The organism is Bradyrhizobium sp. U531, assembly GCF_051710265.1.
Taxonomy (GTDB): domain Bacteria; phylum Pseudomonadota; class Alphaproteobacteria; order Rhizobiales; family Xanthobacteraceae; genus Bradyrhizobium.
In genome coordinates, this window is sequence record NZ_JASVEN010000001.1 from 1,882,527 (window position 1) to 1,895,791 (window position 13,265).

Here is a 13,265-nt window from a genome sequence, read left to right on the forward strand (position 1 = left end):
CCATGGCGACGACAGCGGTGACATCGGCCGGGATCGCGAGCGAGGCGCCTCGCAGCGATTTCGGCCGCGTCCTGGCGCAGCGCGAGCGCCGGTTTGCAGCGGCCCTGCTTGCACCGGCGTTCCTCGCGCTGCTCGCCACCACGACGTTCCCGCTGCTCTTCCTGGTCTACACCAGCACGTTCCGGATGGATCTGGCGATGCCGTTCACCAACGGCTTCGTCGGTTTCGAGAACTACCAGGTGCTGCTCTCCGACGAGCGTTTCTGGACCTCGCTGCTGGTGAGCCTCGTCTACACCGGCTCGACCGTCGCACTGCAGGTCATCATCGGCCTGGCGCTCGCTCTGCTGGTCATGGACATGAAGCGCGGCCAGGGCTGGTTCAGGGTCATCGCCATCCTGCCCGTGGTGCTGTCGCCGGCCGTGGTCGGCATGATCTGGCGCACCTTCATGCTGGCGCCGGAATTCGGCATCGTCGACTTCCTCGCCATCAATGCAGGCCTCGGCAGCAAGAACTGGCTCGGCGATCCCACGCTTGCGATGGTCTCGGTGATCGCGATCCATACCTGGCAGTGGACGCCGTTCGCCTTCATGGTGCTGCTGGCCTCCCTCGCCTCCTTGCCAGAGGATATCTACGAGGCGGCACGGCTCGACCGCGCCTCTGCCTGGCAACGCTTCCGCCGCATCACCCTGCCCTTGCTGCGTCCGGCGATCGTCATGGTCATCATCATGCGGACCATGGTGGCGCTGACCGCGTTCGCGGCGATCTTCACCGTCACCGCCGGCGGCCCCGGCACGGCGACCGAGATTCTCAATCTCTATGCCTACCGAAAATCCTTCACCGAGCTGTCGATCGGCTACGGCTCGGCGCTCGCGGTCGCGCTGCTGATCGTGACCATCATCATCTCCGGCATCCTGTTTGCGATGCGGAGGGCGAAATGACCGCAAGACGCCTTCGCGTTGTCGCGCTGCTCGCGATCTCCATGGTCTTCCTGCTGGCCTGGGCGTTCCCGATCATCTGGAGCGTCATGAATTCGCTCAAGACCGATTCCGACGTATTGGCCTATCCGCCCAAGCTGGTGTTCGCGCCGACATGGGAAGCCTATCGCGACGTGCTGTTCGGCTCGGGATCGATCCTGCCGAACCTGGTCTCCAGCGTCATCATCTCGGTCGGCACCACCATCGTCACCATGCTGATGGCGGTGCCGGCAGCCTACGCGCTGGCGCGCCTGCGCTTTCGCGGCAAGAAGTTCGCGGGCTTCTACGTGCTGGCGACGCAGATGCTGCCGCCGGTTGGCATCATCATCCCCTACTTCCTGGTGCTGCGGAACATCGGCTGGATCGACACCTATCAGGGCATCATCCTGATCTATCTGTCGTTCTCGCTGCCCTTCGCGATCTGGCTATTGGTCTCCTATTTCGAGGACATTCCCTTCGAGATGGAGGAAGCCGCCTATCTCGACGGCGCCAGCCGATTGAAGACATTGTGGCGGATCATCATCCCGCAAGTCCGCGGCGGCATCGCGGTCACGGTCGTGTTCGTGTTCCTCAATGCGTGGAACGAATTCCTGTTCGCCGTCGTGCTGAGCGGCAACACGGTGCGTCCGGTCACGGTCGCCATGTTCAATTTCGTCTCCGTCGAGCAGACGCTGTGGGCCAAGCTCGCAGCGGTCTCGGTCCTTGCCATGCTGCCTGTCGTCGTCCTCGGCGTGGTCGCGCAGAAGCATATCGTGAAGGGCCTGACGGTCGGTGCAGTCAAGGGCGGAGGGCGCCGATGAGCGGCCAGGGTCAGGTCAGTTTTCGCAACATCGTCAAGATGCACGGCGAGTTCGCCGCGCTCAAGGGCGTCAATTTCGACATCAAGCCGGGTGAGTTCTTCGCCCTGCTCGGCCCGTCCGGCTCGGGCAAGAGCACGACGCTGCGCATCCTCGCCGGCCTCGACGCACCGACCGCCGGCCGCGTGTTGATCGACGACAAGGACGTCACCTCGACCGACGCACGCGATCGCGACATCGCCATGGTGTTCCAGAGCTACGCGCTCTACCCGCACATGACGGTGGCCGAGAACATCGCCTTTCCGCTGGAGATGGCCAAGCTGTCGAAGGCGGAGATCGCGCCTGCCGTGAAGGACGCGGCACGCAAGGTCAAGATCGATCATCTGCTCGAACGCAAGCCGGGCCAGCTCTCGGGCGGCCAGCAGCAGCGTTGCGCGCTCGCCCGCGCCATCGTGCGCAAGGCACGCCTGTTCCTGCTCGACGAACCGCTCTCGAACCTCGACGCCAAGCTGCGACTGGAAACCCGCGCCGAGCTGAAGAAGCTGCAGCGCTCGCTCGGCGTCACCGCCGTCTACGTCACCCACGACCAGGAAGAGGCCATGACGCTGGCAGACCGCATGGCGGTGTTCATGTCCGGCGAGATCCAGCAGGTCGGCACGCCCGCGGAGGTGTTCGCCCGTCCGAACTCGATCGACATTGCCGGCTTCATCGGCAATCCTCCGATGAACCTCGTTCCCGCCCGCTACGTGAATGGCGACGTCATCATCGCGGGCCATCGCCTTAAGACGACGGCCACGACCGCGGGTGAGCGCGATGTCGTGGTCGGGCTCCGGCCCGGCGCGCTACGCATGGCCGAGGGCGGCCTCGGGGCGCGGGTCGACCTGATCGAGGATCTCGGCGATACCGCCGTGCTCGATCTCGATTGCGCCGGCACCATGATCCGCATGCGCGTCGCCGACGGAAACATTCCCGGCGAGGGCGACACGATCTTGATCACAGCCCGTCCGCAAGACATTCACCTGTTCGATCCAGCAACACGCATGCGGCTCTGAGACCATGGCTGTTCAAATACGCAAGAAGAAACCTGCGCCGCTCGGCAGCGATGTGGCCGCGGAGGGCTCGACGCCCCTGCATATCCAGATCCGTGAATCCATTCGCAGCCAGGTGCGCGACGGCAAGTTGATCGACGGGACCGGCCGCCTGATGACCGAGGCCGAACTCGGCCGCCATTTCGGCGTCAGCCGCATCACCATCCGCAACGCCATCGCGCCTCTTGTAAACGAAGGCATGTTCGACCGCTCGCGCGGCCGCGGCACCTTCCTGCGCTCGAACCAGCCCGAGAACTGGGTCGGCCACCTCATGGGCTTTTCGGAAACCATCCGCGACGCCGGCTACCAGGCCGGCGCCACGATCCTGCAGCAGGGCATGACCAACCGGCACGACGCCGCGGTTCGCGAGCAGCTGCGCGAGCGCGCTGTCTGGCAGCTTCGGCGTTTGCGGCTCGCCGACGACACGCCGATCGCCATCGAGCACGCCTTTTATCCGCCGGATATCGGCCTCGAGCTCGAGAAGCGCGATCTGGTTTCGATCATCATGTACCGCGTCTTCGAGGACGAGCTTGGCCTCGCCATCAAGGATGCCCAGCAGACCATCAGCGCCGACCTCGCCGACACCGGTAGCGCCAAGCTGCTGGGAGTGAAGGTGGGCTCGCCCCTGCTCTCCATCGAGCGCGTCACCTTCGGCAAGGACGGCCGGGCGCTCGAACTGCTGCGCGCCGTTTACTTGCCGAAATATTTCCGGCTCAGCATCAACCTGACGCGCCGCCACTAGCAACGCCACACGTCAATAACGAGGACACAAACATGCCGAATGGCGCAAAGACCCCCGATAGCCCCAACATCCTGCTCATCCTCAACGACGACATGGGCTTTTCGGACATCGGCTGTTACGGCGGCGAGATCCAGACGCCGAACCTCGACCGCCTCGCGGCCAATGGCTTGCGTTACTCGCAGTTCTACAACACCGCGCGCTGCAGCCCCTCGCGCGCCTCGCTGCTCACCGGCCTGCATCCGCACCAGACCGGCATCGGCATCCTCACCTACAGCAACGGCCCCGAGGGCTACGCCGGCAACCTGAACAAGAGCTGCGTGACGATCGCCGAAGCCCTCAAGAGCAAGAACTACACGTCATACCTCAGCGGCAAATGGCACATTGCCAGCAGCCTGACGGAGCCGACCGACGCATGGCCGATGCAGCGCGGCTTCGACCATTTCTACGGCACCATCATCGGCGCCGGCAGCTTTTACCATCCCAACACGCTCACCCGCGGCAACGACAATATCGAGCACGAGGCGGTGAAGGATCCCTCGTTCTTCTACACCGACGCAATCAGCGATCAGGCCGCCGCCTTCATCCGCCAGCACAAGGCGCAGAAGCCCGACGCGCCGTTCTTCCAATACGTCGCCTATACGGCGCCGCACTGGCCGCTCCATGCCCATGACGAGGATATCGCCAAGTACAAAGGCCGTTTCGATGCGGGTTGGGACAAGCTGCGCGAGGAGCGGCTCAAGCGCCTCGTCGACGACGGCATCATCCATCCGAACTGGCGCCTGACCGATCGCGATCCGACCCAGCCGCCGTGGACCGACGCGGAGCAGCGCGAATGGACCCTGCGCTGCATGGAGGTCTATGCGGCCCAGATCGACCGCATGGACCAGGGCATCGGCCGGATCCTGAAGGCGCTGGAAGAGACCGGCGAGATGGACAACACGCTGATCATCTTCCTCTCCGACAACGGCGCCTGCGCCGAGGATATTCCGGAAGGCGTCACGGCAAAGGAGCTGGTGGATCAGCTCATGATCGCGCAGGCGAAGACACGCGACGGCAAGCCGGTACGCTTCGGCAACGACCCGACCCTGATGCCCGGCGCCGAGGACACCTATCAGAGCTACGGCACCGCCTGGGCCAATCTCTCCAACACCCCGTTCCGTCTCTACAAGCACTGGATCCACGAGGGCGGCATCGCGACCCCGTTCATCGTGCACTGGCCGCGCGGCATCTCCGAGAGAGGCGGCCTGCGCCACAACCCGAGCCAGCTCACCGACGTGATGGCGACCATTCTCGACGTCAGCGGCGCCACCTATCCCAAGGAGTACAACGGCAACGCCATCCTGCCTTGCGAAGGCGAGAGCCTGGTGCCGTCATTCGCCTCGGCCTATGGCAACCGTGGCCCTTTGTTCTGGGAGCACGAGGGCAATGCGGCCGTGCGCGTCGGCAAATGGAAGCTGGTGCGGAAGTATCCCGGCCCCTGGGAGCTCTACGACATGGAGACGGACCGCACCGAGATGAACGATCTCGCCGCGCAGCATCCGGACCGCGTCAAGGAGATGCTGGCGCAGTATCAGCAATGGGCCAATCGCTGCGGCGTGATCCCGCGGGAGAAGATCCTCGAGCTGATGAAGGCGGAAGGCGGCACCGCCTTCTGGGAGGAAGAGAAGCAGAAATAGGACATGACCGGGGATCGCTCACACTGTTGCACCCAGCATGCCGCCGGCAACGGGCCGGCGACGGGCGAGGATGCACGGGCGGCGATCCCTCCCAGTCCAACCCCGATCCGACGCCGCTGGAGCTCGCTGATCGGCGGAGCCTTTCGCATGGGATCGGACGGCATCGGCTTCGTCCAAGACGGCGAAGGCCCGATACGGCTGGTGACGCTGTCGCCGTATGCCATTGCCTGCCACGCCGTGAGCAATCTGCAATTCGGCGACTTCGTCCGTGCCACCGGCTACACGACGGACGCCGAACGCTACGGCTGGAGCTTTGTCTTCGACGGCCTGTTGCCGGAAGAGACGCGCAACGTACGCACGGCGCGCGTTCAGGAAACGCCATGGTGGGTCCCGGTGACGCGCGCCTACTGGGCGCAGCCGGAAGGACCGTCGAGCAGCATCCTCGACAGGCTCGATCATCCTGTCATTCACGTCTCCTGGAACGACGCACAAGCCTACTGCCAATGGTCCGGCACGCGCCTTCCGACGGAAGCGGAATGGGAGATGGCCGCGCGCGGCGGATTGGACCAGGCCACCTATCCCTGGGGCAACGAGCTGCAGCCCGGCGGCGAGCATCGCTGCAATATCTGGCAGGGCAACTTTCCCGACCGCAATACTGTCGATGACGGCTATTTCGGTACGGCGCCCGTTCACAGTTTCGTGCCCAACGGCTATGGCCTGCACAATGTCGCCGGAAATGTCTGGGAATGGTGCGAGGACTATTTTTCGCCGAGCTATCACCGCCTCACACCGTCACGAGACCCTTTGAACCGCGAGCCGGCTCCCAACCGATCGATGCGCGGCGGATCCTTCCTCTGCCACGACTCCTACTGCAATCGCTACCGCGTCGCGGCGCGAAGCTCCAACACGACCGAGTCCTCGTCCAGTAATATCGGCTTCCGCGTCGTGCGCACCGAGCCGCTGCGGGATCCGGCATAGGATGGCGCAGGCATCCCATCCCGCGAAGCCGGCCACGGCCCCCGGCATCCGCCTGCTGCCGTTGTTCCTGCGCAATTTCGTGCGCAATCGCGAAACCGGCCTCGTGCTGGTCGCCATCGTGGTCGGACTGCTCAGCGGCGTCCTGATCGCCGCGATCTCGAGCCTCAGCCAGGTCTCTCACGCCCTGCTGTTCGACATTCCCTACGACGCACATCTCAGCGCCACCGGCGTGATCTCCTGGCAGCGCACGCTGCTCGTCCCGATGCTCGGCGGCCTGGTGCTCGCACTGATCGGGCTGTACTTCGCCCGGCGCGTGAAGGGACAGCAGCTCGCCGACGCGATCGAAGCCAATGCGCTCTATGGCGGCCGGGTGTCCTTTCGCGGCAGCTTGCTGATCTCGATCCAAACGCTGCTGTCCAACGGGTTCGGCGGGTCGGTCGGGCTGGAAGCCGGCTATACGCAGATCTGCTCGATGTTCGGCTCCCACGTCGGCCAGCGCCTGGCCGCCCGCCGCAACGACATGCGGCTGCTGGTGGCCTGCGGCGCCGCGGGGGCGATCAGCGCCGCGTTTTCCGCGCCGCTCGCCGGCGCCTTCTACGCCTTCGAAGTCGTGCTCGGCGCCTATACCTCCGCCGGTCTCGTGCCGGTCATCGCCAGCGCGGTCACCGCGTGGCTCGTCGCGCGGCAATTGACGCACCAGTCCTTCCTGATGGTGCCCGGCTTCCCCTCACCGGTCTCCGTCGAGATGATCGGCCAGACGGTGCTGATCGGTATCATCTGCGCCTTCGCCAGCATCATCGTGATGCTCGCGGTCGCATTCTCCGAGCGCTGCTTTCAGCGCGTCACGATGTTCAAGGGCCTGCTGCGGCCGATTCTCGGCGGCCTCCTGCTCGGCGGTCTCGCCTTGCTGACGCCAACCGTGCTCGGCGCCGGCCACGGCGCCATGCAGATCCTGCTGGTCAGCAACCCGACCTGGCTCCTGCTCACGACCACGATCGTGTTCAAGATCCTGGCCTCGGCCATCTCCCTCGGCTCCGGCTTTCGCGGCGGCCTGTTTTTCGCCTCGCTCCTGCTCGGCGCCCTGATCGGGCAGCTCTACAGCATCGTGCTGACGGGCCCTCTTCCCACGCTGGCGCTCCAGCCCGGCACGGCCGCCATCGCCGCGCTCGCCGCGCTCGGAACCGGCGTCCTCGGAGCGCCCTTCAGCATGGTCTGTCTCGCGCTCGAGATCACCGGCGATTTCTCGGTCACCGTTGGAGCGGTGGTCGCGTCGTCGGTCTGCGCGCTGATCGTTCGCGAGCTGTTCGGCTACAGCTTCGCGACCTGGCGCTTTCATCTGCGCGGCGAGGTGATCCGCGGCCCGCAGGACATCGGCTGGGTCCGGCAGATGAGCGCGGCCTCCCTAATGCGCACCGATTTCGAGAATGCGCTGACGACGATGCCCATCGGCGAGGCGCAAAAGCTGTTCTCGCCGGCACAGGTCCGCCAGATCGTGCTGCGCGATCCCAACGGCATCTATGCGGGCATCGTGCCCGCCGCGACGCTGCATTCAGTGGCCAATCTGGACGACGAGCAGATCGGGTCACTCGCCCAGCAACAGGATGAGTGTCTGCTCCCGACCACGCCGGTGCGCGAGATCCTGCAGGCCTTTGAACGCAGCGAAGCCGATGTGCTCGCGGTCGTCGACCGCACCGATCATCGCGCCACGATCGGCACCTTGAGCGAAGCACACGTCCTGCGCACCTATGGCGAAGAACTCGAGCGCCGGAACCAGGAGCTGTTCTCGCGTTGACGTTTGAGCCTGACCCTTTCGGAAAGCCGCTGCGCGCTTTTCCGGGTCATGCGTCAGGGCCGCAGATCCATGTCGATCCGCACGAAGTCGCCGCGGTAGGTGACCTCGCCGAGATAGATGACGGTGCGGTCCGCGGTCGTAAAGATGCGGCGGACTTCGGCCACCGGCGAATTCAGCGGCACGCGCAGCAACCGCGCCGCCTCGATATCCGCGGCGCCGATCGTCAGGGTCTGGCGCGCGCTGGCGATGGCGGGATCCCTGAGATCATTCAGGATCGGGATCACGGTCTCGTTGCGAAAGCGCTTCGGCGACCTGCGAAAGATCTTCTCGTCGAGATAGATGGAAATGACGCAATATGGCTGCTTCTCCCGCGAATGCAGCCGGCGCATGAAGACATATTTTTCGGCCGGCTTGCCGTCACCGGGAAGCAGCGGCGCATTGGTGCGGCTCTCCGAGATGTTGATGATCTCCGGCGAGGTGTCGCGGTACATGTCGGCGAGATCGGAGAGCGTCGTCTCGACCTTGAGCCAGCGATCCTGCCCTACTGTCCCCGTAACGAAGGTGCCGCGCCCCTGCTGTGCCTCGATCACGCCGTCGCGGGCCAGCAGCTCCACTGCCTGCCTGATCGTGACGCGCGACACGCCGAACTCGGCGGCCAGCTCCTCGTTGGCCGGCAGGCGAAAGCCCTGGGTCCAGACGCCGCGCGCGATGCGCTGCCGGAAGATGTCGGCGATCTGCGCGTATTTGGGGACGTGACTGTCGGAACTCAATTCCATCTCGCCCTCCGGAATTCAGGCCGCGCGATCAGGCCATGACCAGCGCGGCACCGCGTTCGCCGATCATCAGGCTGGTCGCATTCGTGTTGGCCGAGGTGATCTGCGGCATCACCGAGGCGTCGATCACCCGCAGCCGTTCGACGCCGCGCACGCGCAGCTGCGGATCGAGCACGGCCTGCGCATCGCTGCCCATCCGACAGGTCCCGACGCAGTGAAACACCGTGCCCCCCGTATTGCGCGCAAAATCCCACAGCCCGGCATCGTCCCTTGTCGCCTCGCCCGGCACCATCTCGACGTCCCAGAGCGGGCGAAACGCCCTCTGCTGATATATCTCGCGCAGAATCTTCAGACCCGCAACAATGGTCTTGCGGTCGATCTCCTCGGCAAAATAGTTCGGTGCGATACGCGGCTGCTCGAAGGGATCGGTCGAGCTGATCGCAAGCCGTCCGCGCGATTTTGCGTGGCACTGCCAGACCGAAGCGGTGAAGCCGGAATAGCTGTGCAGGGGCTCACCGGGCTTGTCGACCGAGAGCGGCATCACGTTGAACTGCACGTCCGGCCGACCGCCGACTGCGTATTCCGTGCAGGCCGCGCCGCCTACCTGCCCCGCCCCGACCGTCAGCGGGCCGCTGCCCGCCAGCATCCACTGCAAGCCCATCTTCGCCAGTTCGACGGGATTGCGGACCTGATCGTTGAGCGAAATTCGCTCCTTCAGGCGGACGATCAGCCGGGCCTGATAATGGTCCTGGAGATTGGCGCCGACGTCCGGGGACTCGGCAACGACGGGAATGCCGAGCTTGCGCAGCAGGTCAGCCGGACCGACGCCGGAGAGCTGGAGGATCTGCGGCGACTGCAGCGCGCCGCCGGACAGGATGATCTCGCGATCGGCCGTCGCGCTGTGGACCTGCCCCTTGCTGATCCACTCGACGCCGGTCGCGACGCGACCGTTGAAAACGACCCTGCTGACTTGCGCATGGGTGATGACGGTAAGGTTCGGACGGCCGGCGGCGGGGCGCAGAAACGCCGAGGCCGAACTGGTTCGCCAGTGCCGCCCGATGCCGAGCTGGTAGGTGCCGACGCCGAGCGTCGTGGCGCCGTTGAAGTCGGGATTGCGCGGCAGGCCGAACTCGACGCCCGCCTCGACCCAGGCCTTCGAGGCCGGATTGTCGTTGCGAAGGTCGGAGACCTCGAACTCCCCGAGCCCGCCGTGAAACTGGCTCTCGCCGCCGCGGTAGCGTTCGTGGCGCCGGAAATACGGCAGGAGTTCGCGATAGCTCCAGCCCTCGGCGCCGAGACGTTCCCAATCGTCAAAATCCTCGTGCTGGCCCCGGATGAAGATCAGGCCGTTGATCGAGGACGAGCCGCCGAGCACGCGGCCCCGCGGCCAGACGATGGCACGACCGCCACTTCCCTCCGAGGGTTCGGTCCTGAACAGGCGCGAGAAGCGCTCGTTGTAAATGGTCCGGTAATAGCCGACGGGAAGCTTCAGCCAGAAATTCCGATCCGATCCGCCGGCCTCCAGCAACAGGACGCGGCAGGACGGATCGGCCGACAGCCGGTTCGCAATGACGCAGCCGGCCGAGCCCGCGCCGACGATGATGTAGTCGTAGCCGCGTGCTGGCATCAGATCGTCCGGTACTGTTCGATGGAGGCGAGATCGGGCGTGATGCCGAGGCCAGCCTCGTCACCGAGCGTGATCATGCCGTCGCGGACATCGAGCACGGGGCCGCAGAAGCGGTCGCGCAGCGGGTTTTCGTTGCAGTCGACTTCGAGCAGACCGTCGCCGCCGACGCCGGCGAGAAGATGCGCGGAGGCCAGAAGGCCGATGCCGGCGCCGAGATAATGCGGGCAGAACATCTTTCCCGACGCCAGGATGTCCCGGGCGATGCTCGCGCAAGCCGACAGCCCGCCCCATTTGGCGATGTCGGGCTGGACGACACCGAGCACCGGCTCACGCAGCACCTCGGCAAAGCCGGCGTGGCTCGCGATGTTCTCGCCGGCCGCGAGCGGAAAGCGGATGGCCTCGCGCAACTGCATCCATTCCTGCCGCGGGCGATCGGCGCGGATCGGCTCCTCGAGCCAGGCGAGAGCGAAGTGCTCGAGTTGCGGAGCAAGTTCCAGCGCCTGCGCAATCGTCCAACCCTGATTGACGTCGGCGGCGAGCATACCTTTGCCCACAAGACGGCGCAGCGCGGCGAGATTGGCGCGGTCGCCTGCCGGATCGAAGCCGATCTTCAGCTTCAGCGCGCGATAACCGCGGCCCAGCGCCGCTTCGGCCGTGCGCTCGGACCCGACCGGATTGATGCCGCTGGCGTAGACCTTGATCGTGCGCTCCGCCTCGCCGAGCAGCTTCCACAGCGCGACGTTCCGGCGGCGCGCGTGGAGATCCCAGACGGCGAGATCGATGCCGGCGATCGACTGCGCAAACGGCCCGGCCTCGCCGGATTGCAACGCAAGCACGGAGGTTCCCTGCGTCAGATGCTCGAAAGCGGCGGACGGCTCGGTCAAATTGAACCCTACCAGCGCCGGCGCGAGCAATTCGTTGACGAGCCGAACCCGATGCTCGGCGCCCGGTGCGGGGAAATTGCACCACACCTCGCCCCAGCCGATGTTCCCGTCGGTGTCTTCGACGCGGACGAAGACAGCCGGCCGATCCTTCATCCGCCCGAAGGACGTGATGACCGGCGTGGTCAGCGGGTAGCGATAGCCAAAGGCCTGGACGCTTCGGATGGTGAAAGGCTGCGATGTCATGCGGGAAACCCTGCGACGCCTACGACCAAAGGCGCCACTTGTATGGTCATCCTATTTATAATATGACCTTTGAAAACATCAACCGCAATCTGGGTGGACGCGTCGAATGAACGGAGCTGGCCTGAGACGCATCGGTCTCGGATTGATACCGTGGATCGGTGCAATCCTGCTCTGGTACGCCGTGCGCTGGAGCGGCTTCGTCAACGTCTCGCTGATCCCCGCGCCGCACCAGGTCGCCGCCAAATTCTTCGAGCTTCTCACCAAGGAAGGCCTGCTGATCGACATTTTCGCCTCGACGCGGCGCGTCTTTCTCGGCGTCGCGCTCGGCATCCTCGTGGCCGTGCCGGTCGGATTTCTGCTCGGATGGTATCGCCCCGCCCGCACCTTCGCCGACCCCATGATCAACTTCTTCCGCGCGCTGCCGCCGATCGCGCTGATCCCGCTGGTGATCGTCTATTTCGGCGTCGACGAACTCGCAAAGCTCGTCATCCTGTTCTACGCCTCGTTCTTCTCGGGCGTGATCGTGATGTATGAAGGTGTCTCGCAGATCACGCCGCTCTACATCCGCGTGGCGCAGACGCTCGGCGCCAACCAGGCCGAGATCTTCCGCAAGGTCATCATCCCCCTCACCGTCCCGCATATCCTCACGGCGCTGCGCGTGGCGTTGGGCGTGGCCTGGGCGACGCTGGTCGCATCCGAGCTGATCGCGGCGCAGCGCGGGCTCGGCGCCATGATCCAGAATGCCTCGACCTACTTCCTGCTCGACGTCATCTATGTCGGCATCATCTGCATCGGTCTGATCGCGCTGATCATGGATCTGATCCTGCGCAAGATCACGGCGCGGCTATTGGTCTGGCAGGATCGGGCCATCGCATGACCAAGCGCGCGCAGTTCGACAAGGTGTCGCTGTCCTTCGAGACGGCGAAGGGCCGTCTCAACGTCGTCGAGGACGTCAGCTACGACATCAACGACGGCGACTTCATCGCGGTGATCGGGCCGTCTGGCTGCGGCAAGACCACGATGATGAGCATGCTCGCCGGCTTCCAGAAGCCGACCACCGGCAAGGTGCTGTTCGACGGCCGTCCCGTCGCCGGTCCCGGCCCCAAGCGCGGCGTCATCTTCCAGGAATACGGCGTATTCCCGTGGTTGACGGTGAAGCAGAACATTGCTTTCGGCCTGACGCTCAACGCCAACCATGTCCCGGCCGCCGAGCGCGAGGCCATCTGCGAGCACTATCTCGGCCTGATGGGCCTGTCCGACTTCGCCAATTCCTATCCGAAACATCTGTCCGGTGGCATGCGGCAACGCCTCGCGATCGCGCGGGCCTATGCGGTGAAGCCGCAGTTCCTCCTGATGGACGAGCCGTTCGGAGCGCTCGACGCCCAGACCCGCTCCAACATGCAGAACCTGCTGCTCAAGGTGCTGGAGACCGAAGGCAAGACCGTCATGCTGATCACCCATTCCGTCGAGGAGGCGATCTACCTCGCCTCACGCATCGTGGTGGTGACGGCGCGGCCGGCGCGGATCAAGGAAATCATCGACGTTCCCTTCGCCTATCCGCGCGACGAGTCGATCCAGGAACGTCCGGAATTCGCAGAACTGCGAAGCCACATCAGACAGCTCGTGATGGACGAGTATCGCGCCCAGCAGGCACAGATGCGTCCAGTCTCGTTCTCGGAATAACAGGCAAA

Annotated in this window: 12 protein-coding genes; 9 read left to right on the forward strand and 3 right to left on the reverse strand. The window is 65.0% G+C overall.

Features of this window, described 5'->3' with window-relative positions; translation table 11 throughout:
- Window positions 1-2: 2 nt before the first annotated feature.
- The 7 genes from QRQ56_RS09325 (at window position 3) to QRQ56_RS09355 (ending at window position 8,047) form a co-directional block, all read left to right on the forward strand.
- A complete protein-coding gene (locus tag QRQ56_RS09325; RefSeq protein ID WP_438739240.1) occupies window positions 3-938 on the forward strand; it encodes a carbohydrate ABC transporter permease in 936 nt (311 codons plus the stop codon).
- Window positions 935-1,774 (forward strand): carbohydrate ABC transporter permease, encoded by an 840-nt coding sequence (locus QRQ56_RS09330; protein WP_438739241.1) that lies wholly within the window; start codon window positions 935-937, stop codon window positions 1,772-1,774. Before QRQ56_RS09325 ends, QRQ56_RS09330 begins: the two co-directional genes overlap by 4 nt.
- Complete coding sequence (locus QRQ56_RS09335; RefSeq protein ID WP_438739242.1) at window positions 1,771-2,823, forward strand: ABC transporter ATP-binding protein; 1,053 nt, start codon at window positions 1,771-1,773, stop codon at window positions 2,821-2,823. The genes QRQ56_RS09330 and QRQ56_RS09335 overlap by 4 nt, the downstream gene beginning before the upstream one ends.
- A gap of 4 nt (window positions 2,824-2,827) precedes the next feature.
- A complete protein-coding gene (locus tag QRQ56_RS09340; protein WP_438739243.1) occupies window positions 2,828-3,601 on the forward strand; it encodes a GntR family transcriptional regulator in 774 nt (257 codons plus the stop codon).
- A 32-nt stretch (window positions 3,602-3,633) separates the two neighbouring features.
- Window positions 3,634-5,277 (forward strand): arylsulfatase, encoded by a 1,644-nt coding sequence (locus tag QRQ56_RS09345; RefSeq protein WP_438739244.1) that lies wholly within the window; start codon window positions 3,634-3,636, stop codon window positions 5,275-5,277.
- A gap of 129 nt (window positions 5,278-5,406) precedes the next feature.
- The gene (locus tag QRQ56_RS09350; RefSeq protein WP_438740128.1) at window positions 5,407-6,255 is read left to right on the forward strand and encodes a formylglycine-generating enzyme family protein; all 849 of its coding nucleotides are present in this window, start codon (window positions 5,407-5,409) and stop codon (window positions 6,253-6,255) included.
- Window position 6,256: 1 nt separating this feature from the next.
- Window positions 6,257-8,047 carry a chloride channel protein gene (locus tag QRQ56_RS09355; RefSeq protein WP_438739245.1) on the forward strand — a complete coding sequence of 597 codons (1,791 nt, stop codon included), beginning with the start codon at window positions 6,257-6,259 and terminating at the stop codon, window positions 8,045-8,047.
- 53 nt (window positions 8,048-8,100) lie between these two features.
- Here the strand turns inward: QRQ56_RS09355 and QRQ56_RS09360 are convergent, their stop codons facing one another.
- From QRQ56_RS09360 to QRQ56_RS09370, 3 genes are read right to left on the reverse strand one after another with little or no spacing between them, the layout of a single operon-like run.
- A complete protein-coding gene (locus QRQ56_RS09360) occupies window positions 8,101-8,823 on the reverse strand; it encodes a GntR family transcriptional regulator (RefSeq protein WP_438739246.1) in 723 nt (240 codons plus the stop codon).
- 28 nt (window positions 8,824-8,851) lie between these two features.
- Complete coding sequence (locus tag QRQ56_RS09365; protein ID WP_438739248.1) at window positions 8,852-10,447, reverse strand: GMC family oxidoreductase; 1,596 nt, start codon at window positions 10,445-10,447, stop codon at window positions 8,852-8,854.
- The gene (locus QRQ56_RS09370) at window positions 10,447-11,574 is read right to left on the reverse strand and encodes a mandelate racemase/muconate lactonizing enzyme family protein (RefSeq protein WP_438739249.1); all 1,128 of its coding nucleotides are present in this window, start codon (window positions 11,572-11,574) and stop codon (window positions 10,447-10,449) included. Before QRQ56_RS09370 ends, QRQ56_RS09365 begins: the two co-directional genes overlap by 1 nt.
- A gap of 106 nt (window positions 11,575-11,680) precedes the next feature.
- Between QRQ56_RS09370 and QRQ56_RS09375 the strand changes: the two genes are divergently transcribed.
- Both QRQ56_RS09375 and QRQ56_RS09380 read left to right on the forward strand, forming a co-directional pair.
- Window positions 11,681-12,451, forward strand: coding sequence for an ABC transporter permease (locus tag QRQ56_RS09375; protein WP_438739251.1), 771 nt, complete (start codon window positions 11,681-11,683; stop codon window positions 12,449-12,451).
- Window positions 12,448-13,257 (forward strand): ABC transporter ATP-binding protein, encoded by an 810-nt coding sequence (locus QRQ56_RS09380; protein ID WP_438739252.1) that lies wholly within the window; start codon window positions 12,448-12,450, stop codon window positions 13,255-13,257. Before QRQ56_RS09375 ends, QRQ56_RS09380 begins: the two co-directional genes overlap by 4 nt.
- The last annotated feature ends 8 nt before the right edge of the window (window positions 13,258-13,265 follow it).

What these genes read in the sequence shown, in the direction of transcription:
- QRQ56_RS09370 (WP_438739249.1), bottom strand. Translation starts at nt 11,574, where the DNA reads ATGACATCGCAGCCTTTCACCATCCGAAGCGTCCAGGCCTTTGGCTAT.
- QRQ56_RS09380 (WP_438739252.1), top strand. Translation starts at nt 12,448, where the DNA reads ATGACCAAGCGCGCGCAGTTCGACAAGGTGTCGCTGTCCTTCGAGACG.
- QRQ56_RS09345 (WP_438739244.1), top strand. Translation starts at nt 3,634, where the DNA reads ATGCCGAATGGCGCAAAGACCCCCGATAGCCCCAACATCCTGCTCATC.
- QRQ56_RS09375 (WP_438739251.1), top strand. Translation starts at nt 11,681, where the DNA reads ATGAACGGAGCTGGCCTGAGACGCATCGGTCTCGGATTGATACCGTGG.
- QRQ56_RS09360 (WP_438739246.1), bottom strand. Translation starts at nt 8,823, where the DNA reads ATGGAATTGAGTTCCGACAGTCACGTCCCCAAATACGCGCAGATCGCC.
- QRQ56_RS09330 (WP_438739241.1), top strand. Translation starts at nt 935, where the DNA reads ATGACCGCAAGACGCCTTCGCGTTGTCGCGCTGCTCGCGATCTCCATG.
- QRQ56_RS09325 (WP_438739240.1), top strand. Translation starts at nt 3, where the DNA reads ATGGCGACGACAGCGGTGACATCGGCCGGGATCGCGAGCGAGGCGCCT.
- QRQ56_RS09355 (WP_438739245.1), top strand. Translation starts at nt 6,257, where the DNA reads ATGGCGCAGGCATCCCATCCCGCGAAGCCGGCCACGGCCCCCGGCATC.
- QRQ56_RS09335 (WP_438739242.1), top strand. Translation starts at nt 1,771, where the DNA reads ATGAGCGGCCAGGGTCAGGTCAGTTTTCGCAACATCGTCAAGATGCAC.
- QRQ56_RS09340 (WP_438739243.1), top strand. Translation starts at nt 2,828, where the DNA reads ATGGCTGTTCAAATACGCAAGAAGAAACCTGCGCCGCTCGGCAGCGAT.
- QRQ56_RS09365 (WP_438739248.1), bottom strand. Translation starts at nt 10,447, where the DNA reads ATGCCAGCACGCGGCTACGACTACATCATCGTCGGCGCGGGCTCGGCC.